Consider the following 19,810-nt stretch of genomic DNA (forward strand, 5'->3'; position numbering starts at 1 on the left):
GTTGTTCCAACTGCTCCTGAAAATGTAACCGTATCTTGCGGCGGACAAATTCCGGAAATGATCAGTCTGACTGCAAATGATAACTGTTCCGGTGAAATTACCGTACAGGGACAGGATACAACTGTTCCCGGTAACTGTCCCGGTTCTTATAGCATTACCAGAACATGGACCTTTGTGGATGCCTGCGGCAATAGTTCGTCTGTATCGCAAACCATCAATGTTAATGATACCGTGGCTCCGGTTGTTCCAACTGCTCNNAAAATGTAACCGTATCTTGCGGTGGACAAATTCCGGCAATGATTAGCCTGACCGCTAATGATAACTGTTCCGGTGAAATCACCGTACAGGGACAAGATTCCACTGTTCCCGGTAACTGTCCCGGTTCTTATACCATTACCAGAACATGGACATTTGTAGATGCCTGTGGCAACAGTGCTTCCGTATCGCAAACCATCAATGTAAGCGATACCATTCCTCCGGTAGCTCCAACGGCTCCGGCTGATGTAACTGTATCTTGTGGTGGACAAATTCCGGAAATGATCAGTCTGACTGCGAATGACAGCTGTTCCGGTGAAATTACCGTACAGGGACAGGATAGTACCACACAAGGTGAGTGTCCTAATTCGTATATCATTACCCGTACCTGGACATTTACCGATACCTGTGGCAATACTTCAAACAGCATACAGCTGATAACGGTTTCTGATGATACCGCTCCGGTTTTAGCTTCGGCATTAGAAACGGAAGTAAATGCTGTTTGTACCGCTATTCCACCTGTTCCGGAATTGACATTTACAGACAATTGTGGTGCAACGGTAACGGTAGCATATTCTGAAAATACAGGTAATCAAACCGCCGGCTCTTATGTTATTATCAGAACATGGACGGTAAGCGATACTTGTTTTAATACAGCTACTTTTACTCAAACGGTTACTGTTAGTATTGAGAATCCGTTAACCGTAATTGCGAAAACAATCTGTATCAATGATGAACCCGTTAATCTTTTCACATTACTGCCGGAAGGCACCGCTCAAAATGGCACCTGGTCAAGTCCTAATGCCGGAACAGCACTGGAAGGAAGTATCTTCAATCCGCATCAGGTCGCTTTAGGAAACTATATTGTCCGCTATACTATCTCGGATGGAGACTGTCCTAAAGTATTTGAAATAAATATTGAAGTACACGACAGATGTATTGTATTACCAGCCTGTTCGATCACTGTTTACAATGCGGTATCGCCAAATAATGACGGTTATAACGATGTTTTCTTTATTGACGGAATTTTATGTTATCCGGAAAATAATGTTGAAATTTACAACAGATGGGGTATATTAGTGTTCAGTACAGATGGTTATAACAATACCACCAAAGTATTTGCTGGTGTATCTGAAGGTCGTGCCACTATTGACAGAGGCGCAGAATTACCGGACGGAACGTATTATTATATTTTAAAATATAAAGATGAAAAAGGAACCAACTTCGATAAAGCAGGTTATTTATATCTTAATAGATAGTTCCGTATCAATTTTTTAGTTCAATTTAAATTACGGTGTACATGAAAACACAAATTATAATATTCGTTTTTATATTGATCAGTGTGACAGGTTATTCACAACAAGACTCTCAATATACTCAGTATATGTACAATACCATTAATATAAATCCTGGTTATGCCGGTTCCCGTGGTGTAATGAGCGTTTATGGGATGTACAGAAGACAATGGGTAGGATTAGATGGAGCGCCCACCACCGGTGCGGCCTCCATTAATACACCTATCAACAATTCTAATGTAGGACTTGGTCTTTCCTTTTTAAATGACAAAATCGGTCCTTCCACAGAAAACAATATTTCTCTTGATGTATCTTATACTATCCAGACTTCCGGGGATTATAAAATTTCCTTTGGCGTAAAAGCAACAGCAAACCTGTTTAGCATCGATGTTAACAAACTGAACATTCAGCACCAGGGTGATCCGCAGTTCCAGAACCTTAACATGGACTTTAGTCCGAATGTAGGAACCGGGATATACGTTCACTCTGACAATACTTATTTCGGTTTGTCTGTTCCGAACTTTCTGGAAACCAAACATTATAAAGACAATTCGGTTTCTGTAACCAAAGAGCGTCTGCATTATTATTTCATTGCCGGTCACGTATTTGACTTTAGCACGGAATTAAAATTCAAACCTGCTTTATTGGTAAAAGCTGTTGAAGGAGCACCATTACAAGTGGATGTTTCCGGAAACTTCCTGATCTCTGATAAGTTAACTCTTGGCGTAGCCTACAGATGGGATGCCGCTGTGAGTGCTTTGGCCGGATTTCAAATCACAGATTCCTGGTTTATCGGTTATGCCTACGATGCGGAAACAACCCGCCTGGCAAATTACAACTCCGGTTCCCATGAAATATTCCTGCGATTTGAATTTTTGAACAACTACAACAGAGTGTTAACACCCCGATTCTTTTAAAACCCTGACGTCATGAAAATCAAAACTATACTTCTATTTACTTTTATTGGTATGCTCTCAGGATTTGCTCAGAATTCGAGGCTCAATAATGCCAATAAGAAATATGACAAATATGCTTATATTGATGCTATTGCCGTTTATGAAAAAGTAGCCGATAAAGGATATAAATCCGTTAATCTGTTTGAAAAACTTGGAAATGCCTATTATTTCAACGGAGAACTGGATAAAGCTGAAAAATGGTACCGGGAACTTTTTGCCCTTAACCAGGCTGTGGATCCGGAATATTATTTCCGATATTCCCAGGCACTGAAATCTGTAGGGAAATATGATGAAGCCGATAGGATGCTGCAAACGTTTTCCCAGAAAACAAATGATCCTATCGGTAAGGAGCTGCTGGCTAATCCCGATTATATCCAGCGGTTATCCAAAGATTCCGGACGCTACCAGGTTGAAAATTCCGGTACGAATTCAAAATATTCCGATTACGGCTCAGCTTTCTACGGAGAAGATGTGGTATTTGCTTCTGCCCGCGATACCGGCGGCGTGTTTCAAAGAAAACACAAATGGACCAACCAGTATTTTACAAAACTCTATACGGCCAGGATTGCAGCAGAAGGTTTTTTGGATCCTGCCGTAAAATTTTCAAGCTCGATAGATACCCGTTTTCATGAATCGACTCCGGTATTTACCAAAGATGGAAACACGATGTATTTTACCCGTAACAATTATAATGATGGTAAAAAAGGAAAAAGCAGCGACCGCATTATCAAGCTGAAAATCTATAAAGCGTCTTTAGTGAACGGAAAATGGGACGATATTAAAGAATTGCCGTTTAACAACAACAATTATAGTGTGGCGCATCCGGCGTTAAGCCCGGATGAAAAAACACTTTACTTTTCATCGGACATGCCGGGAACATCCGGTGCTTCAGATATTTATAAAGTAGCCATCAATAGCGACGGAACCTATGGTAAACCGGAAAACCTCGGTAAAAAAATCAATACTACCGGCAGGGAATCCTTTCCGTTTGTATCGCTGAAAAATGAGCTGTACTTTGCCTCCGACGGTCATTTGGGTATTGGCGGACTGGATGTTTTTAAATCGAAAATGAATGCTGACGGTAGTTTTTCTGCTCCGGAAAATCTGGGAAGCCCCGTGAACAGTCCTAAAGATGATTTTGCTTATATTGTGGATACCCGGGCACAAATGGGATATTTCAGCTCGAACCGTGAAGGCGGAATGGGATCGGATGATATTTATAAATTCCGGGAACTGCGATGCGACCAGATCCTAAAAGGTACGATTACCGATAAAGAAAGTGGTTTACCGCTCTTGAATGCCAAAGTCACCCTGTTTGATTCCAACATGAAGGAAATGGGCAGCAGGATGACCGATAGCAACGGACATTATACCTTTGAAACCATCGATTGTGATAAGAGATATTATGTAAGGGCTGAAAATACCGATTATGAAACCAAAGAAGTAAATGTAACCATACCGGCCAAATCCGGGGAAACGGTTGTGGATATTGCCCTTGAAAAACGCGTTATCCCGATTGAAGTGGGAACCGATCTGGCAAAAGTACTGGATATCGAAATCATTTATTTTGACCTGGACAAATGGAATATCCGTCCGGATGCCGCTGTAGATTTACAAAAAGTAATTGCCGTGATGAAAGAACATCCAACGATGATCGTGGATATCCGTTCCCATACAGACAGCCGTCAGACACACCAGTACAACGAACGTTTGTCCGACCGAAGAGCCAAATCGACTTTAGAGTATATGGTTAAAAACGGTATCGAAAGAAACCGCTTAACGGCTAAAGGTTATGGCGAAACCCGATTGGTTAACGGTTGTTCGGATGGTGTTCCCTGCTCGGAAGCCGAACATCAGAAAAACAGACGCAGTGAATTTATTGTTATAAAAATGTAATAAAGCCCCCCTATTAACAGCAAAAGCATCCCTTCAAAAAGGATGCTTTTGTATTGTATACTCCTGGTTGGTTATTTTTTAATAAACATATTGGTGATATACATATCGCCGTTTGCATCTTTTCGCACGGCAACACCAAAATTAGTATAATCCCCTTCGATATTCATTTTATGAAGATCGCTGTTTAGCCAGGCGTTAAAAGTGGCATCAATAGTGCTGTAACCGTAAGCGATGTTCTCGCCTACTCTTTTCGCTCCTAATGTGGCTTTTAAGTTCTGCTCTCTTTCTTCAAAATACGAATGGTCAACTGTTTTAGTTGAAATCATATAATTGTCATGTCCTTCCGAAACATGCGATATATGATTGATTCTGCTCAAAGGTGCCAGTCCTTTACTGGCTCTGTAACTGTTTAATTTTTGTTCAATCTGAAGTTCTTCCTGATTATAGGTAAAATCATTTACAACTTTAGGCGTGTCGATCGTCTCATTAGCACTATCCGTTGAACAGGAAATCAACATCATAAAAAAGCACACAAGTAATGTGCAACGAAATAGCTTCATATACATTTAATAGTTTAAGTATGTAATATTGGGGCATGTTATAACTGTCTATATAACAGCAAATAACAGGTACAAAAGTATCCTAATATCGATTACCTGCAAAAAAAATCGATAAAATACCTTAAATTTTAACACTTAAACCTTAAAATGGGCTTTACGACGAAAGCCGTTCTATTTTCCAGTAGTAATCTTCCTGCAATTTATAGCGTATGCGGTCGTGCAGGCGGTTGGGTCTTCCCTGCCAGAATTCTACTTCTACCGGACGAACCAGGAAACCGCCCCAATGTTGTGGCCGCGGAATTTCTTTTCCTTCATATTCCTGTTCCAGTTTTTTAAGATTTTCTTCCAGGTATTCCCGTGATGGAATTACGTCACTTTGGGCCGAAACAATGGCACCCAGTTTACTTCCGTCCGGACGGCTGTCAAAATAACCATCGGAAACCTGCTCCGATGTTTTTTCGGCTATGCCCTTAATGATTACCTGGCGCTCGGCTGTGGGCCAAAAGAAGGAAAGACAGATATGCGGATTATGGGAAATAGCTTTCCCTTTTTCGGAATTATAATTGGTGAAGAAAATAAAGCCTTCTTCGTTGAATTTTTTTAATAAAACAACTCTCGATTTTGGAAATCCGTCCAAACCGATAGTCGCAACCGTCATGGCATTTACTTCTTCAATACCACCAAACTCTTCTACTTCATAAAACCACTTCTGGAACAGGTTAATCGGATCTTCCGGTATATCCGTTTCCACTAAGGCTTTCTTTTCGTAGGATTTTCTATAGTTGCTTAAATCACTCATGACTTTAAAGTAAAAAATTTCAGAGCACTAATTTACTGCGTTTTTAGCTTTTTCAAACGGAAAAATCCTTGTTTTATAGGGATGGTTAACCATTAGAATTCAAACGACTTACCATCGTCTGCCAATAAAATATGCGGAAATATAGTTTGTGCTTCTTCTTTAAAATGCGCTATGCTTTCATACCGCGTGGAATAATGTCCCATAACCAGCTGACCGGCATTGGCAAGCTTTGCTATCGCTGCTGCCTGTTTTGCGGTGGTATGCATGGTTTTTCCTGCCAGATGTGCTTCCGTTTCCAGGAAGGTACTTTCGTGGTATAGAACACTTACGTTTTTAAGATACGGTACTATGGTTTCATCATAAACGGTATCAGAGCAAAACGCGTAGCTTTTTTCCGGTTCCGGGTCAAATGTAAGTTGGGCATTAGGGATCACCGTGCCGTCATCTAAAGTGATATCACCACCGTTTTTGATCTTCTGGTAATAGCACTGTTCAATATTGTAGTTTAATATGGTATTGATATCGAGTTTGCGTTCTTTGTTTTTTTCCTGAAACAAAAAGCCATTGGTATAAACCCTATGCTTTAAGGGAATTGTTTTCACAATAACTTTTTCGTCTTCATAAATAACTTCACTCTCGGTGCTTTCCAATTCATGGAAATACAGGTTATAGCCCGTAAAAGAACCGGAAAGCCGCAATTGTAGTAAAATAACTTCCTTGATTCCTTTTGGTCCGTAAACATGTAAATCGCTCACCCTGTTTAACAGCATAAAGGTGGAAATCAGTCCCACCAGGCCATAGAAATGGTCGCCATGCAAATGGGAAATAAAGATGTGCTCGATACGGGAGAATTTTATTTTATTTTTCCGAAGCTGTACCTGTGTTCCTTCACCGCAGTCAATCAGAAACATCCGGTTTTTAATTTCCAGAACCTGTGCTGTCGGATTGGTAATTGTTCGTGGTGTTGCGGCATAACAGCCCAATATGGTCAGTTTCATCGGCAGTTTTGCGGTTAAAATCCTAAATCGCGCTCTATCTCTTCCATTTCAATCATGTCATGCGCTTCTAAAAGTGTCGGAACCACTAATAGCGAAGCCGGAACATCATTGAAATCGATATTTTCCGCTACGATCACAAAGGATTTCTTTCCTTTTTTATGTATTTTAGACAAAGGCGTAAACAGTTTGATCGCTTTTAAATCGACACTTTTATCCTGTGTTACATCTAAAACCAGGTTAAAATCTTTAAAATTATTGTGCTGGCTGCTCACCTTTTCTAAAAAGGTATTTACTTCCCCTTCTGTGTCTTTAATAATTATAGTATGTCCTTTTTCGTCTACTTTCATGTGCTTATAAAAATGAGTCTTTTATATCAATACAACTGCTAAATTACTATTTTTTATGAACTCCGGGCGTTTTAATCATTATACATTTCCGGAGTGATGAATATTTTAAATAGGGATTTACCGTTTTTGTCCCGGTAAGCATAAATAAGTTTCACATTATTATCCCTGAATTTTTTCATATCAGGGCTGGTTTTTACACTATTAATCAGATTAGGGGCAATAACTTTCTGTGCTTCGTCTACATCTACCTGTTCTTTAACCAGGTTGACCAGGGTGTAATTATACTGGAAGACTTTATTGGGTAAAACATTGGCATTATCCAGACGGGTTTCTTTGTCAACAAAAATAGGACACTTCCGGTTCACTTCATGCGACATGGATATCAGATCATTATCGATAGAAGGCTTCATCAGGTATTTTACGCCAATGATTATCGTAAAGATCACTGCAAATCCTAAAATAAAGCCTAAAGCAATTTTTTTCTTATTATCTTCATTCATTATCAAAACAAAATAAGTTCCTTTAGTTTTTAACCTCCTCTATATCTGTGCAATATACAGCACTCATCATATTAGGTTTGTAAATCTGTTTTTTATTTTTAACAATATAGTCTTTATTGGCTGCAGCCGGTTTAATCGTTATATGCTTAAAACTTTTTTTAAACCTTTCCAGGTAAACAGTACTCTTTTCCGGAATAATAAAAGTAATCTTATTATTTTTAATGTCAGTCTTATGCGTGATAAAACCTTTTAAAAACAAATCACTTTTAATCTCCGTTTCATCAATGAGCCTGTGTTTTATTAATATTTCATAGCCGTTATGGAAAACATGCCGGGGAAACATTATTAATATGGGTTTGTTGGTATAATTTCTAATACAGAAAAATTCTGCCAGCGTACATCCTGAAAACAGAAAAGGGATTAGAAGTAAAACCAGCCATTTTTTCATTATGTATTATTTGATTTTTGAGGCTAATAAATAGATAACCGCCATTCGGATAGCAACCCCGTTTTCTACCTGGTTTAAAATTACAGATTGCTGCGAATCGGCAACATCCGATGTAATTTCCACCCCGCGGTTAATTGGTCCCGGGTGCATGATGATAATCTCTTTATTTAACGAATCCAGTAAGGCTTTGTCAACACCATATTGCTGTGCGTATTCTCTTGTAGATGGGAAATAATTCACATCCATACGTTCGTTTTGCACCCGAAGCATGTTTGCTACATCACACCATTCTAATGCTTTACGCAGGTTTGGCTCAACGGTTACTCCAAGACTTTCAATATATTTCGGGATCAGGGTTTTCGGTCCGCAAACCTTAACTTCCGCACCCTGCATCTGCAAAGCAAAGATGTTTGATAAGGCTACACGGGAGTGCAGAACATCCCCTACGATCACCACTTTCTTTCCGCCTACTTCTCCCAATTTTTCCCGGATAGAAAAACTGTCCAGTAAAGCCTGCGTCGGATGCTCGTGTGCACCGTCGCCGGCATTCACAATACTCGCTTTTACATTTTGGGATAAAAAATGGGCGGCACCGGGATTGCTGTGGCGCATCACCACCATATCCACTTTCATCGATAAGATATTGTTTACGGTATCAATTAGCGTTTCTCCTTTTTTAACCGAGGACTGTGCAGCAGAAAAACTGATCACATCTGCCGATAGTCTTTTCTGTGCTAATTCAAAAGATAATTTGGTACGGGTACTGTTTTCAAAAAAGATATTGGCAATGGTTATATCCCGTAAAGACGGTACTTTTTTGATAGGACGATTGATAACTTCTTTAAAATGATCTGCCGTTTCAAAGATTAAATCAATATCGTTTTTGTTGATGTATTTTATTCCAAGTAAATGATTGACACTTAACTCTTTCATTGTTGTGTTGTTGCGGGTTAGTTAGTTGTTAGTTACAGGTTTAGACACTAAAAGTACTTCATCTTCTCCTTCGTTCTGTTTCCAGTTTACGATTACTTTTTCGTTGTTGATTACATCTACCTGACGGCCGCGATAATCCGGCTGTATTGGCAAATGACGGCTAAAACGACGGTCAATCAATACCAGTAGTTCAATTTCTGACGGTCTGCCAAAAGACTGAATAGCGGTCAAAGCCGAACGGATACTGCGTCCGGTAAATAAAACATCGTCTACAAAAACGACCTTTTTATCTTCTACCAGAAAATCAATCTGGGTCTTGTTGGCTTCCAGCGGTTTTTCATTTCTACGGAAATCGTCTCTGAAAAAGGTAATGTCCAAAAATCCCAGCGGAACATGGTTTACGTGGTATTCTTCTTCTAAAAGTTGTTTGATTCGTTCTGCTAAATATTTACCTCTCGGCTGAATCCCAATAAGAATTGTATTTGAAAAATCAAGGTGTTTTTCGATTAACTGACAGGCCAAACGATGCAGAATGATATTGACTTCTTTCGAAGTAAGCAATATTTTTTGACTCATAATGAAGTGTTGTGTTTGGGTGGTAAAAGTACAATAAATTTGTTAATCACAGAATTTGCTCATTTGAAAAATTTAAAATTTATACCGCTAATAATCATTTTTTAACAAAGTAAATCGGTTCTGTTACCTACTCCGTTTTTACCGGATTCTTTTTCTCCCGAAAATTCTCCGTACCTTTGAGAGTATCTATTAGAGCCCTACTGCATGGTACCAGCAAACAACAATTTTAAAACCTATTTACAGGCAAAAGCAGGCATTACAGCCGATCAGTTTTTATTGCTGACCGATGCGATAAAAACCCAAACAATTGCCAAAGGAACTGTTTTATTAAATCCGGGAGAAATTTGCCATCACTCCTTTTTTGTAGAAAACGGCCTGTTGCGCTCTTATACGATTGACCATTCCGGAAAGGAACATATTATTCAGTTTGCTTCCGAAAACTGGATCATCAGTGACCGCAGCAGTATCTTTTTTAACGAACCATCCGATTTTTATATCGATGCCATTGAAGAAACAACTTTTATTTTTCTCGACCTGGAGTTTATCAATAAAGCTTCCGAGATTAGCCTGTCGTTTCGCTTGTTCAATGAAAAAGCCCTGCAGAATCATATCCGCCATTTACAAAAAAGAATCAACCTGTTATTAGGCGCCACGGCAGAACAGCGCTATCTGGATTTTATCCGGCTTTATCCCGACCTGATGCTGCGTGTTCCGCAATGGATGATCGCTTCCTATTTGGGCATTACACCCGAAAGCCTGAGCCGTGTACGGAAAGAAATGGCCAAACGGAATTTTAAGCCGTATTGATTTCTTACCATACATCAATGTACAGCAATTGCTGTGATGGTAATTTTGTACTGTAACTTTTAAATAAGAAAACAAAATGGCAACAAAAAATATTGAAATAGTAGTAGCGCCAAGAGCTCCGCACTTTGTGGGCGACGGCTTTAGAGTTCACAACTTTATCCCAAGCGGTTATCATCTGGATATGGAACGCATGAGTCCGTTTATCATGATGGATTACAATTCGAAATATCATTTTTCACCTACCGAAATTCCAAGAGGTGTCGGAGTTCATCCGCACAGGGGATTTGAAACGGTAACCATTGCCTATAAAGGAAAAGTGGCACACCATGACAGTTCGGGCAACAGCGGTGTGATTGGTGAAGGCGACGTACAATGGATGACCGCAGCCTCCGGTGTTTTACACAAAGAATACCACGAAAAAGAATTCAGCAAAACCGGCGGTGATTTTCAGATGGTCCAATTGTGGGTAAACCTTCCGGCAAAAGATAAAATGTCCCAGCCAAAATATCAGGGGATCACGAATGATGCCATCAATAAATTTGAATTACCGGATAATGCCGGAATTATCGAAGTTATTGCCGGGCAATATCAGGATGTTAAAGGTGCTGCTTCGACATTTACGCCGGTAAACCTGCAAAATGCCAAACTGAATAAAGGCGGAAAAGCTCTTTTTAGTTTTCCGGCACATTACAATACTGCTTTACTGGTAATTGAAGGAAGCATTAAAATAAACGACAGCGAAGTTGTTCCTACCGATCATCTGGCTTTGTTTGAAAATAAAGGCGAAACATTTACGATTGAAGCCCTTGAAAATGCTATCGTACTGGTTTTAAGCGGTGAACCGATCAACGAGCCCATTGTTGCTCACGGACCGTTTGTAATGAACACCCGTGAAGAGATCATTCAGGCATTTGAAGATGTAAACATGGGACGGTTCGGGTATCTGGAAGACTAATTTTTTAAAATACAGACTATGTCAAACATCAAATTAATTATTGAGGAGCGTGCTGCCGATATTGGCAACTTTATGGTAGGGCGTCTCCTTCCCTTTCGTGAAAAGCGAACCGTTGGTCCTTTTGCTTTTATCGATCACATGGGACCGGCACATTTAAAAGATTATCAGAATCTTGATGTTGCGCCGCATCCGCATATCGGATTGTCTACGCTGACCTATCTTTTTGAAGGCAGTATACAGCATAAAGACAGTCTGGGTTCCGATATTGAAATCCAACCGGGTGCTGTGAACTGGATGACCGCCGGAAACGGTATCGTACATTCCGAAAGAACGCCGCAATATTTAAGAACATCCGACAAAATGCTGCACGGATTGCAAATTTGGGTGGCTCTGCCTAAGGATCTGGAACAGATGGAGCCTTCTTTTGTACATGTGGACAAAGAGGACCTGCCACACTGGAATGAAGGCGGATTATCGATAAAGCTGATTGCCGGGGAAGCCTTTGGTAAAAAATCGCCTGTACCGGTTTACAGTCCGCTGTACTTTATTGAAATTAAAAGTACCGAAGCGCAAAAAGTAAACATCGGAAAAGACCTTTTTGGTGAAAGTGCGCTATACATCCTGGAAGGCAGCATTACCAGTGACGGTACTGTTTTTGAACCCAAACAGATCCTGATTGCCAAAGACAGCACCCTGTGTGAATTTGAAATGGCAGCCAATACAACCGTATATATTTTTGGCGGTGAGGCATTTCCCGAAGAGCGTTTTATATTCTGGAACTTCGTAGCTTCCAGTAAAGAACTGATTGAAGAAGCGAAAGAACGCTGGCAAAAGCAGGAATTCCCGAAAGTACCCGGTGAAACAGAATTTGTCCCTTTACCACCACCGCCTAAATTTTAAACGTATGGATACGATCAACGCACATATCGGAAAAGAACTTTATAAAACCACGATTACTGCCGGCACGAACACCCTTTTTGCAGACGAACCGGAAAGCATGGGCGGTCAGAACCTTGGCTTTGCCCCACAGGAACTGTTTGCATCTTCTCTTGCCGCCTGTACCATTATTACCCTGCGCATGTATGCCGACCGTAAAGGCTGGGATTTAACCGATGTGAAAATCGAAGTGACTTTCGAAAGGGATATTCCTGTCAATATTACTAAACTGGAACGCAAAATCGAATTTACCGGTAATCTTGATGAAGCACAGCGTGCCCGTTTGCGGGTAATTGCAGACAGTTGTCCTATTCACAAAGCCTTATCCAATCCGATAGCCATAACAACGACCATATTATAATATATGAACCGGCCTGATTTTTTGTAAACCAGGCCGGTTCTTTATAGCGTCTGTTCTGAAAATATTATAATATGCTGATTGCTATCATTTTATATTTTAGTGTCCGTTATTTTTGTAACTTAGATTGCTCCAAAAAACAAAGTTTCCATTTTTGAATAAGTTGCCCCGGATAATAGTGCTGCAGCAGGAATGCATCACTAAATATTGCTTAGGATTTCTAACTTTAAAATAAAACTTATGTCAAACATTGTATTGGTACATGGAGCCTGGGGAGACGGTTCTCACTGGAGAAAAGTTATCCCGATAATCACAAAAGCTGGTTATACAGTAGTGGCCTCACAACATCCCTTAACGTCACTCACAGATGATGCCGAAACCGTAAAAAGGCTGGCGGAATCACTGGAAGGACAAACTATTTTAGTAGGTCATTCTTATGGCGGCGCTATCATAACCGAAGCCGCTGCAAAATGCCCCAATGTAGTCGGGCTGGTGTATATTGCCGCTTTTGCACCGGATGAAACGGAAAATCTCGGGGAGCTATTAGGCAGGACAAAACCGCCTACAGGCGCAGCAAGCCTTTACCCGGATAAATACGGTTTCCTATGGATTAAAAGAGATTTATTCCGGGCAAGTTTTGCTCAGGATTGCAGTGAAGAAGAAGCTTTGGTAATGGCTGCGGCCCAAAAACCGACTTCCGGAAAATGTTTTGAAGAAAAGCCAACAACTGTAGGCTGGAAAAAACTGCCGGTATGGTACCAGGTTTCAGAAAACGACAATATGATTCCGCCGGAAACACAGCATTTCTTTGCGGAAAGAATGAAAGCCAAAACAATTTCGTTACATACCGGACATGCCTCTATGGCTTCAAAACCGGATGAAATTGCCGATTTTATCATTAGTGCGGCAAAAGAACTATTATAATTCGGGGGTTTACCAGCATTCTAAATCTGTCGGATTCAAAAAAACTGACAGATTTTTTTTATATTTGATTTAATGAAGCGTTTGAAGCACTCTTGCTGTTAAGCAGCTAAAAACTCTTGAAAATTAACCGGCAAACCACCATGCATACCGAAATTAGCATCCGAAATTATAAAAGTACCGATAAACCAGCGGTTATTGCCTTGTTGCAGCTAAACACACCGCAATATTTTTCTCCGGAAGAAGAAGCCGATCTGATTTTTTACCTCGATAATGAAATCGAACAGTATTTTGTTGTGGAATATGACAATAAAATCATTGGTTCCGGCGGGTTTAATTTTTCAGAAGACCTTACAACCGGAAAAATCAGCTGGGATATACTGCATACGGAATACCAGGGCAAAGGTATTGGCGGGATGCTTTTAAAGCATCGCATAGAAAAACTGAAAGCTTTAAACCATATACAGCTGATTACGGTAAGAACATCCCAACTGGTATATGCGTTTTACGAAAAAAACGGTTTTGAGCTAAAAGAAATTGTAAAAGATTATTGGGCAGCAGGTTTTGACCTGTACCGTATGGAATACACTAAAAAATAACCAGATTAAATGATACTTTAATGAAAATAGAACAAGTAAACGAAAGCAATAAAGGCTATTTTAAAGCCATAGATACTAACACAAAAGCCGGATTAATGACCTACAGCTGGGCTGGTACTGATAAAATAATAATAGACCATACCGAAGTAAATCCGGATTTTAAGGGACAGAACGTTGGTAAAAATATGGTACTGGAAGCAGTGGCTTTTGCCCGAAAAAGCAATATTAAGATCTTACCGTTATGTCCTTTTGCCAAAAGCGTTTTTGATAAAAATCCGGATCTTCACGATGTGTTGTTTTAAAATAGAAATATATTGATTATCATAAGCAGATAACCTAATAACGAATTAACACTTAAAACGGGATAATTGTTAAGTATGAGTATAAGTGCGTAGCTGATTTTTTGGTTTTAGCAGAAATAATATACAATTTCGTACTGGTAAATTTAAGTAATACACTTACAGACAACAGTATAGATAAAAGTATTAAATGCTATTAACAACTAAAATCTGAAATAATGAAAAAAGTAATCTCATTAATGCTCGTGCTTACATTGTCAATTTTATGCTTTAATTGCTCCAATGAAAAAATTGAAGCAAAGGCGGATTTTTCAAAAATCTCTGAATCAGAATTAAAACAATTAATTCAGGAGAAAGAAATTTTTCTAAGAATAATTAAGGTAGATACTCCGGGTGGCCCAACAGATTGTCGTATCAATCTGTTGGGCTATTTTTCAAAAATTAAAGATCTTGATAAAGAAAAAATACGAAACTCTTTTGATCTATTTTATAATATAAGGGATAATAATCTTAATGTAACATCAACTGGTATTCTTTATATCAATGCGTACTATTATTTAAGTTCAAGATTAAAAGATGAACCGGTAACACTTTCTGAAATTTATAATTATTTTGATATTTTACCGGTTGTTACTGCTATTAGCAACAAATTAAACGATACTACCTATAAAGGCATAATTATTAGTGATTCTGAAAGCCAAAAACTAATCGATTTAGTCAAATTTTACAAAACAAAAAGATTAAATGATTCTGAATATCAAGAAGTTTTGGATTCAATAATAACAGATTTAGAATCTATTTCAAATAGAAACACTGATCAAATCAAAGCATTTTTATCGATGTAATTTATATATAAACTATCGGTCTATCCTAACTGATTATAATGCTTTTTATATGTTTATTCTTTACAAACGCATGTTGTTTCTTTTGTCAGGCTGTTTTATACTGTTGACTATTTTGGGAACTATTACACATGAATACGGTCATATAGCCGTTGCCAAATGTTTAGGTTACCAAAATACACTGCATTATGCCAGTATGGAATGGTCTAATGATTTTAAAAGCGACGTTTTAAAAACATACGACAGGTATCGTTTTGAAATTGAAAACAATTTGCCTTTTAAACATAAAAATGAATATGTTATAAAGATCAAAAAAATAAATACCGATGAGCTATTTATAACTTTAGGAGGTGTTTTGCTAACCGTCTTTATTGGTACAGCTGGTTTTGTGATATTGCTATTCCAGTATTATAAAGCGACAAATACAACTTCATTTATGAAATGGGGACTTATTTTTCTGTCCTTGTTTTGGTCCAGAGAAGTTTTCAATTTTTTTAAAGGAATTATCAACGGTATCTTTTTTAATAAAGGAAATTACTTTTGGGGAGATGAACTGAAAATTTCTAATCATTTGGGATGCTATGAGGGAACGTTTTCTATTATTTCAGGAAGTATCGGATTATGCATTATATCCTTTTTAATACTCAAAATAGTTCCTTTAAAGTACAGATTAACCTTTATTTTTTCCGGTGTTCTGGGTAGTATATCAGGCTATATTATATGGATGATCATTTTGGGCCCGATGATTTTACCTTAGCTCCAATGCTTATAAAAGGCCGTTGCTTAGATTAGTGCGCTATTGAAAGTTTAGGCTTTCTTATCCGTCACTGTCGCCAAGCTGCGGCTCGGTAGCTATAAGGTTAACATACAAAACGCAAGAAATATTGAAATGAAATATTATAAAATTCATAATTCTAACTATCTGTTTGTTTTTTGCGAAAAGTTTAAACGCTCAAGAAAAAAAGATTAAATCCCGATAGCCTTAAAAATGAAGTGAATTTTCTTTTTAAGAATATTGAGGAAATCCATCCAAATATGTTTGCAAACCTTGGTAAAACAGATTTTGAAAAAGAATTAAAAGAAAAGAAGAAGAGAAACACGAATCCTTAACAAAACACAAGTTTATGAGAAAAGAATTTATCAGTGTTGAATCAAAGCCATGTAAATATGCTAATATTAGCATTAAGATTTTAATGTTTACCTGCTTTTTGGGCATTCCTCTATTTGGTTCTCTTTTTCTATTTTGGATGGGAGCTTATAATCCTGGGTTAATAGTACTGGTTCTTTTTTTTGCACTATTACTCTTTTTCGGAGTACAGCTAAGTAAGAAAAAGCCAATGATTAAAAAAATAATTGTTAATAAAAATGGTGTTTTCTATTATAATGGCGATGATGAACTTGTGGATAAAGTATTATATACCGGCCTATGTAGCTCCGGACTTACTTATGATATTGGTATAAAACTGGAAAGGAGATACTATAGATCATCAAAAGAATTTAGGGTATTTAATCCGATGCAAAGAGGAATTTATTTTCACCTTGAGGCAGCAAATATCAACTTGCAAAGGTTGAATAATGTAAAAAGAATAGAGACTAATCTATTATGGAATGATATCAGTAATGAACTGGAACTTCAAAAGCACTTTATTAAAGGAATCCAGATTTTTCGTCCCGATTTAAAAATAGATCCTCTTATCTTAAAATTATTTAGACTATAATCTTTCGGTTTAATTACTGTCTAAATAGTTATTATGTATACTGTAGAATTAATTTTATCAGGTTGATCGGATTGGAATAATCAATTTTTATGGATTCCAAATAGGAACCATCTTTAACAACACCATCTTTCCCTGTGATTAAAACACCTTTTTCGTTTTTCACAGAAAATAAAAAAATTGATACCTAAACTTTCTACGAGATTAATTTAGATAAAGTAAATTCAATTGAATGTTATTTGTAAGTACTTACGAGTAATTAAAAATAAATCAAAACATTGATTTACAAATTGTTACACGGATATTCTGTTTTTTTGAAGCTAAAAAATTTTCGTATATTTGAGTGTTAGCGGAAAGCAATTCCAATATATCACTAAATAATAATTTTTCAAAAAAAATGAAAAACCTATATAACAAAATAGATGTTGATGAAATTTTAAACCGTGTCGAAAAATTAACACCTAACACACAAAGAAAATGGGGAAAAATGAACATTGGGCAAATGCTGGCTCATTTAAATGCATTTATAGAAACTGCATTGGACAGTAATTGCCAAGAAAGAATGTTAATTGGGAAAATTATAGGTAGATTTTTTAAAAACCGTTATGTAAGTAAAAAGCAATTTTCAAAAAACTCACCAACAAGTAAAAACTATACTTTTATAGACCAAAAAGATTTTGAAAAAGAAAAGAGTAAAGCAATCTTACTTATTAAACAGTTTTATGAAAATGGTCCAGAAAAATGCACCAAACACCCTCATCCTTTTTTTGGAAAATTGACACCCAATGAATGGGCAATCGTACAATGGAAACATTTTGACCATCATTTGAGACAATTTGGAGTTTAAGTAATTTGAAATATAGTAAATTTTAATATCAGCATGTTGAACAAATAAATTTACATCTCGGCTATTTTGAAAATAATGAAAAATAATATCTTCGTTGTATATACTGAAAAATATAGACAATCAATATAATTACTAAAAGCCAGATTTACTTATCTAAAAAACTTGAAGGTACATATCAAAACAAATAACAAGTAGCATAACAAAATGCCTACTGTTAACAAACGGGTTGCTGTCAGGCGGGGGAAAGTCGGGATTTGAAAGTTTGTGCGGAAATCCCGCCCGAACGGATACAAAGTTTCTGCAATTATACAACCGAACTTCACAAAATCAACGAATGCGACAAAAACTAAACTTAATAACACTTGGAACTGATGATTTTCAGAAATCATTAAACTTTTACGAAAATGGACTTGGCTGGAAAAAATCCGACAAAAGTACGGACAGTTTAGCGCTATTTGACTTAGGCGGAATTATTTTAGCGTTGCACCCAATACACGAACTTGCAAACGATACAACATTGACATATCAGCCAACAACATTTTCGGGACTAACAATTTCACACAACACAAAATCGGAAAAAGAAGTGGACGAAATTTTAGAAAAAGTTGCGAAACTTGGTGCAACAATCGTAAAACCTGCACAAAAGGTTTATTGGGGCGGTTATAGTGGTTACTTCAAAGACTTGGACGGACATTTGTTTGAAGTTGCTTACAATCCGTTTTGGAAACTTGACGAAAATGACAACGTAAAACTGTAATGACAGCAACAGAGAGGTGTTTACTTTATGTTTTTAGGTGTGCGGTATATTTTGCAGAAACACCAATGAACAGACAAGATAGTGAAAAACTAAAATGGTGGAATTGGAAAGACAAAAAATAACTGCCTATAACATCGCATTGGCAAAAAGCGGGGTTAAATACTAAATTGAATTTTGTACTTTTTGCGCCGCTGAATGTGTTTCACATTCGCTTTTTATTTGTAAGTTAGCTTTATCCCGGCGTCTGCAACCATTAGAAATGATCTGTGAACAGAAATAGAATTATAATATTGCTAACTTTTATTGCCCTTCTGACAGTTGGGTATTTTCTATTTGGACAGACAAAAGTTAAGACCGATGAGAGATTTGTTTCTTACACAGTTGACACAAAAATACAAGACCTGAAATTTTATTGGAAAAATGACAAAGGCGAAATTTTTAAAAGTATTGACAACCTTAAAAATTGGCTTGACACAAAAAACAAAAAATTGAATTTTGCTATGAACGGCGGAATGTTTAAAAAAGACAACTCACCACAAGGACTTTTTATTGACAATGGGAAACAAATTATAGCGTTGGACACTACAAAAGGAAACGGCAATTTCTATTTAATGCCAAATGGTGTTTTTTATATTACAACAGACAACTTGCCGAAAATTTGTAAGACTTCTGACTACAAAGAAACAGGACAAATAAAATATGCAACACAATCAGGACCGATGTTAGTCATTGACGGACAAATTCATTCCGCTTTTAAAGAAGGCTCAAACAATTTGAACATTAGAAATGGTGTTGGAATTTTGCCAGACAACAAATTAATTTTTGCAATGTCCAGGAGCGAAATAAATTTTTACGACTTTGCTGACTACTTTAAAAAATTAGGTTGTAAGAACGCTTTGTATCTTGACGGGTTTGTTTCAAGAACTTATTTGCCTGAACAAAGTTGGACACAAACTGACGGAAATTTTGGAGTAATAATTGGAGTAACAACAAACAAGAAATAATATGGTAAGGTATTGCCAAAAGCGTTTTTGATAAAAATCCGGATCTTCACGATGTGTTGTTTTAACAGTAATTTACAAAGCCGGTTATCATAATCGGCTTTTTTTGTGATATAATACTTCCATAAATGTATTTTGTTTAAAAAAACAAAGGAATCCTATATCTTTGAGGCTGTTAATTTTAAGATTATGCAGCCTGTCAAAATTTCT

General features: G+C 37.4%; 27 protein-coding genes. 18 read left to right on the plus strand and 9 right to left on the minus strand.

The window, feature by feature from the left end:
* From B3394_RS18215 to B3394_RS07215, 4 genes are all read left to right on the plus strand, one after another.
* Positions 1-267 (plus strand): hypothetical protein (locus B3394_RS18215; protein ID WP_422653556.1); only part of this gene is annotated, 267 nt, incomplete at its 5' end.
* A 29-nt stretch (positions 268-296) separates the two neighbouring features.
* Positions 297-1,514, plus strand: coding sequence for a gliding motility-associated C-terminal domain-containing protein (locus B3394_RS07205; RefSeq protein WP_286914614.1), 1,218 nt, complete (start codon positions 297-299; stop codon positions 1,512-1,514).
* 41 nt (positions 1,515-1,555) lie between these two features.
* On the plus strand, positions 1,556-2,467 hold the full coding sequence (locus B3394_RS07210; protein WP_177734388.1) for a PorP/SprF family type IX secretion system membrane protein: 912 nt from the start codon (positions 1,556-1,558) through the stop codon (positions 2,465-2,467).
* Positions 2,468-2,479: 12 nt separating this feature from the next.
* Positions 2,480-4,402, plus strand: coding sequence for an OmpA family protein (locus B3394_RS07215; protein WP_286914620.1), 1,923 nt, complete (start codon positions 2,480-2,482; stop codon positions 4,400-4,402).
* Between the two features lie 71 nt (positions 4,403-4,473).
* Here the strand turns inward: B3394_RS07215 and B3394_RS07220 are convergent, their stop codons facing one another.
* The 8 genes from B3394_RS07220 to pyrR form a co-directional block, all read right to left on the minus strand.
* Positions 4,474-4,962, minus strand: coding sequence for a CAP domain-containing protein (locus tag B3394_RS07220; protein WP_177734386.1), 489 nt, complete (start codon positions 4,960-4,962; stop codon positions 4,474-4,476).
* A gap of 154 nt (positions 4,963-5,116) precedes the next feature.
* The gene (gene pdxH / locus B3394_RS07225) at positions 5,117-5,761 is read right to left on the minus strand and encodes a pyridoxamine 5'-phosphate oxidase (protein ID WP_273245881.1); all 645 of its coding nucleotides are present in this window, start codon (positions 5,759-5,761) and stop codon (positions 5,117-5,119) included.
* Between the two features lie 92 nt (positions 5,762-5,853).
* Positions 5,854-6,759, minus strand: coding sequence for a ribonuclease Z (locus B3394_RS07230; protein WP_286914622.1), 906 nt, complete (start codon positions 6,757-6,759; stop codon positions 5,854-5,856).
* A gap of 14 nt (positions 6,760-6,773) precedes the next feature.
* Positions 6,774-7,106, minus strand: coding sequence for a ribonuclease Z (locus B3394_RS07235; RefSeq protein WP_177734383.1), 333 nt, complete (start codon positions 7,104-7,106; stop codon positions 6,774-6,776).
* 71 nt (positions 7,107-7,177) lie between these two features.
* On the minus strand, positions 7,178-7,606 hold the full coding sequence (locus tag B3394_RS07240; protein WP_177734382.1) for a hypothetical protein: 429 nt from the start codon (positions 7,604-7,606) through the stop codon (positions 7,178-7,180).
* Between the two features lie 22 nt (positions 7,607-7,628).
* Positions 7,629-8,054, minus strand: coding sequence for a hypothetical protein (locus B3394_RS07245; RefSeq protein ID WP_286914624.1), 426 nt, complete (start codon positions 8,052-8,054; stop codon positions 7,629-7,631).
* Between the two features lie 6 nt (positions 8,055-8,060).
* Positions 8,061-8,987: an aspartate carbamoyltransferase catalytic subunit gene (locus B3394_RS07250; RefSeq protein WP_177734381.1), complete on the minus strand. Its 927-nt coding sequence runs from the start codon at positions 8,985-8,987 to the stop codon at positions 8,061-8,063.
* Positions 8,988-9,008: 21 nt separating this feature from the next.
* The gene (gene pyrR, locus B3394_RS07255; protein WP_273245887.1) at positions 9,009-9,563 is read right to left on the minus strand and encodes a bifunctional pyr operon transcriptional regulator/uracil phosphoribosyltransferase PyrR; all 555 of its coding nucleotides are present in this window, start codon (positions 9,561-9,563) and stop codon (positions 9,009-9,011) included.
* Between the two features lie 204 nt (positions 9,564-9,767).
* Between pyrR and B3394_RS07260 the strand changes: the two genes are divergently transcribed.
* The 10 genes from B3394_RS07260 to B3394_RS07305 all read left to right on the plus strand — a co-directional run bounded on the left by B3394_RS07260 (position 9,768) and on the right by B3394_RS07305 (position 16,998).
* On the plus strand, positions 9,768-10,370 hold the full coding sequence (locus tag B3394_RS07260; protein WP_286914631.1) for a Crp/Fnr family transcriptional regulator: 603 nt from the start codon (positions 9,768-9,770) through the stop codon (positions 10,368-10,370).
* Between the two features lie 76 nt (positions 10,371-10,446).
* Positions 10,447-11,325, plus strand: a complete 879-nt coding sequence (locus B3394_RS07265; protein WP_177734378.1) for a pirin family protein — start codon at positions 10,447-10,449, stop codon at positions 11,323-11,325.
* 18 nt (positions 11,326-11,343) lie between these two features.
* Positions 11,344-12,225, plus strand: a complete 882-nt coding sequence (locus B3394_RS07270; protein WP_286914633.1) for a pirin family protein — start codon at positions 11,344-11,346, stop codon at positions 12,223-12,225.
* A gap of 4 nt (positions 12,226-12,229) precedes the next feature.
* Positions 12,230-12,622, plus strand: coding sequence for an OsmC family protein (locus B3394_RS07275; protein WP_286914635.1), 393 nt, complete (start codon positions 12,230-12,232; stop codon positions 12,620-12,622).
* Positions 12,623-12,859: 237 nt separating this feature from the next.
* Positions 12,860-13,543: an alpha/beta fold hydrolase gene (locus B3394_RS07280; protein WP_286914638.1), complete on the plus strand. Its 684-nt coding sequence runs from the start codon at positions 12,860-12,862 to the stop codon at positions 13,541-13,543.
* Between the two features lie 140 nt (positions 13,544-13,683).
* A complete protein-coding gene (locus tag B3394_RS07285; protein ID WP_177734374.1) occupies positions 13,684-14,139 on the plus strand; it encodes a GNAT family N-acetyltransferase in 456 nt (151 codons plus the stop codon).
* Between the two features lie 20 nt (positions 14,140-14,159).
* The gene (locus B3394_RS07290) at positions 14,160-14,441 is read left to right on the plus strand and encodes a GNAT family N-acetyltransferase (RefSeq protein WP_286914642.1); all 282 of its coding nucleotides are present in this window, start codon (positions 14,160-14,162) and stop codon (positions 14,439-14,441) included.
* A gap of 215 nt (positions 14,442-14,656) precedes the next feature.
* Complete coding sequence (locus B3394_RS07295) at positions 14,657-15,283, plus strand: hypothetical protein (protein WP_286914647.1); 627 nt, start codon at positions 14,657-14,659, stop codon at positions 15,281-15,283.
* Between the two features lie 49 nt (positions 15,284-15,332).
* A complete protein-coding gene (locus B3394_RS07300; protein ID WP_286914649.1) occupies positions 15,333-16,037 on the plus strand; it encodes a hypothetical protein in 705 nt (234 codons plus the stop codon).
* A gap of 367 nt (positions 16,038-16,404) precedes the next feature.
* Entirely contained in the window at positions 16,405-16,998 is a 594-nt protein-coding gene (locus B3394_RS07305; protein WP_286914654.1) for a hypothetical protein, read from the plus strand.
* Between the two features lie 31 nt (positions 16,999-17,029).
* Here the strand turns inward: B3394_RS07305 and B3394_RS07310 are convergent, their stop codons facing one another.
* The gene (locus B3394_RS07310; protein WP_286914659.1) at positions 17,030-17,161 is read right to left on the minus strand and encodes a hypothetical protein; all 132 of its coding nucleotides are present in this window, start codon (positions 17,159-17,161) and stop codon (positions 17,030-17,032) included.
* Positions 17,162-17,392: 231 nt separating this feature from the next.
* Here B3394_RS07310 and B3394_RS07315 point away from each other — a divergent pair, with 231 nt between their 5' ends.
* From B3394_RS07315 to B3394_RS07325, 4 genes are all read left to right on the plus strand, one after another.
* A complete protein-coding gene (locus B3394_RS07315; RefSeq protein WP_286914661.1) occupies positions 17,393-17,842 on the plus strand; it encodes a DUF1569 domain-containing protein in 450 nt (149 codons plus the stop codon).
* A gap of 334 nt (positions 17,843-18,176) precedes the next feature.
* A complete protein-coding gene (locus B3394_RS07320) occupies positions 18,177-18,599 on the plus strand; it encodes a VOC family protein (protein WP_286914663.1) in 423 nt (140 codons plus the stop codon).
* Positions 18,599-18,721, plus strand: a complete 123-nt coding sequence (locus B3394_RS18115) for a helix-hairpin-helix domain-containing protein (protein ID WP_177734368.1) — start codon at positions 18,599-18,601, stop codon at positions 18,719-18,721. The genes B3394_RS07320 and B3394_RS18115 overlap by 1 nt, the downstream gene beginning before the upstream one ends.
* A 144-nt stretch (positions 18,722-18,865) precedes the next feature.
* Positions 18,866-19,603 (plus strand): phosphodiester glycosidase family protein, encoded by a 738-nt coding sequence (locus B3394_RS07325; protein ID WP_286914669.1) that lies wholly within the window; start codon positions 18,866-18,868, stop codon positions 19,601-19,603.
* Positions 19,604-19,810 lie beyond the last annotated feature (207 nt).

Source organism: Flavobacterium sp. UBA4197 (assembly GCF_002379575.1).
GTDB classification, from domain to species: domain Bacteria; phylum Bacteroidota; class Bacteroidia; order Flavobacteriales; family Flavobacteriaceae; genus Flavobacterium; species Flavobacterium inviolabile.

Bases quoted from the DNA above. Each gene is read 5' to 3' on its own strand.
- B3394_RS07215 (WP_286914620.1), top strand. From the start codon at position 2,480: ATGAAAATCAAAACTATACTTCTATTTACTTTTATTGGTATGCTCTCA.
- B3394_RS07285 (WP_177734374.1), top strand. From the start codon at position 13,684: ATGCATACCGAAATTAGCATCCGAAATTATAAAAGTACCGATAAACCA.
- B3394_RS07295 (WP_286914647.1), top strand. From the start codon at position 14,657: ATGAAAAAAGTAATCTCATTAATGCTCGTGCTTACATTGTCAATTTTA.
- pyrR (WP_273245887.1), bottom strand. From the start codon at position 9,563: ATGAGTCAAAAAATATTGCTTACTTCGAAAGAAGTCAATATCATTCTG.
- B3394_RS07315 (WP_286914661.1), top strand. From the start codon at position 17,393: ATGAAAAACCTATATAACAAAATAGATGTTGATGAAATTTTAAACCGT.
- B3394_RS07300 (WP_286914649.1), top strand. From the start codon at position 15,333: ATGTTTATTCTTTACAAACGCATGTTGTTTCTTTTGTCAGGCTGTTTT.
- B3394_RS07280 (WP_286914638.1), top strand. From the start codon at position 12,860: ATGTCAAACATTGTATTGGTACATGGAGCCTGGGGAGACGGTTCTCAC.
- B3394_RS07245 (WP_286914624.1), bottom strand. From the start codon at position 8,054: ATGAAAAAATGGCTGGTTTTACTTCTAATCCCTTTTCTGTTTTCAGGA.
- B3394_RS07265 (WP_177734378.1), top strand. From the start codon at position 10,447: ATGGCAACAAAAAATATTGAAATAGTAGTAGCGCCAAGAGCTCCGCAC.
- B3394_RS07270 (WP_286914633.1), top strand. From the start codon at position 11,344: ATGTCAAACATCAAATTAATTATTGAGGAGCGTGCTGCCGATATTGGC.
- B3394_RS07220 (WP_177734386.1), bottom strand. From the start codon at position 4,962: ATGAAGCTATTTCGTTGCACATTACTTGTGTGCTTTTTTATGATGTTG.
- B3394_RS07230 (WP_286914622.1), bottom strand. From the start codon at position 6,759: ATGAAACTGACCATATTGGGCTGTTATGCCGCAACACCACGAACAATT.
- pdxH (WP_273245881.1), bottom strand. From the start codon at position 5,761: ATGAGTGATTTAAGCAACTATAGAAAATCCTACGAAAAGAAAGCCTTA.
- B3394_RS07205 (WP_286914614.1), top strand. From the start codon at position 297: ATGATTAGCCTGACCGCTAATGATAACTGTTCCGGTGAAATCACCGTA.
- B3394_RS07260 (WP_286914631.1), top strand. From the start codon at position 9,768: ATGGTACCAGCAAACAACAATTTTAAAACCTATTTACAGGCAAAAGCA.
- B3394_RS07235 (WP_177734383.1), bottom strand. From the start codon at position 7,106: ATGAAAGTAGACGAAAAAGGACATACTATAATTATTAAAGACACAGAA.
- B3394_RS07320 (WP_286914663.1), top strand. From the start codon at position 18,177: ATGCGACAAAAACTAAACTTAATAACACTTGGAACTGATGATTTTCAG.
- B3394_RS07290 (WP_286914642.1), top strand. From the start codon at position 14,160: ATGAAAATAGAACAAGTAAACGAAAGCAATAAAGGCTATTTTAAAGCC.
- B3394_RS07210 (WP_177734388.1), top strand. From the start codon at position 1,556: ATGAAAACACAAATTATAATATTCGTTTTTATATTGATCAGTGTGACA.
- B3394_RS07250 (WP_177734381.1), bottom strand. From the start codon at position 8,987: ATGAAAGAGTTAAGTGTCAATCATTTACTTGGAATAAAATACATCAAC.
- B3394_RS07240 (WP_177734382.1), bottom strand. From the start codon at position 7,606: ATGAATGAAGATAATAAGAAAAAAATTGCTTTAGGCTTTATTTTAGGA.
- B3394_RS07275 (WP_286914635.1), top strand. From the start codon at position 12,230: ATGGATACGATCAACGCACATATCGGAAAAGAACTTTATAAAACCACG.
- B3394_RS07305 (WP_286914654.1), top strand. From the start codon at position 16,405: ATGAGAAAAGAATTTATCAGTGTTGAATCAAAGCCATGTAAATATGCT.
- B3394_RS18115 (WP_177734368.1), top strand. From the start codon at position 18,599: ATGACAGCAACAGAGAGGTGTTTACTTTATGTTTTTAGGTGTGCGGTA.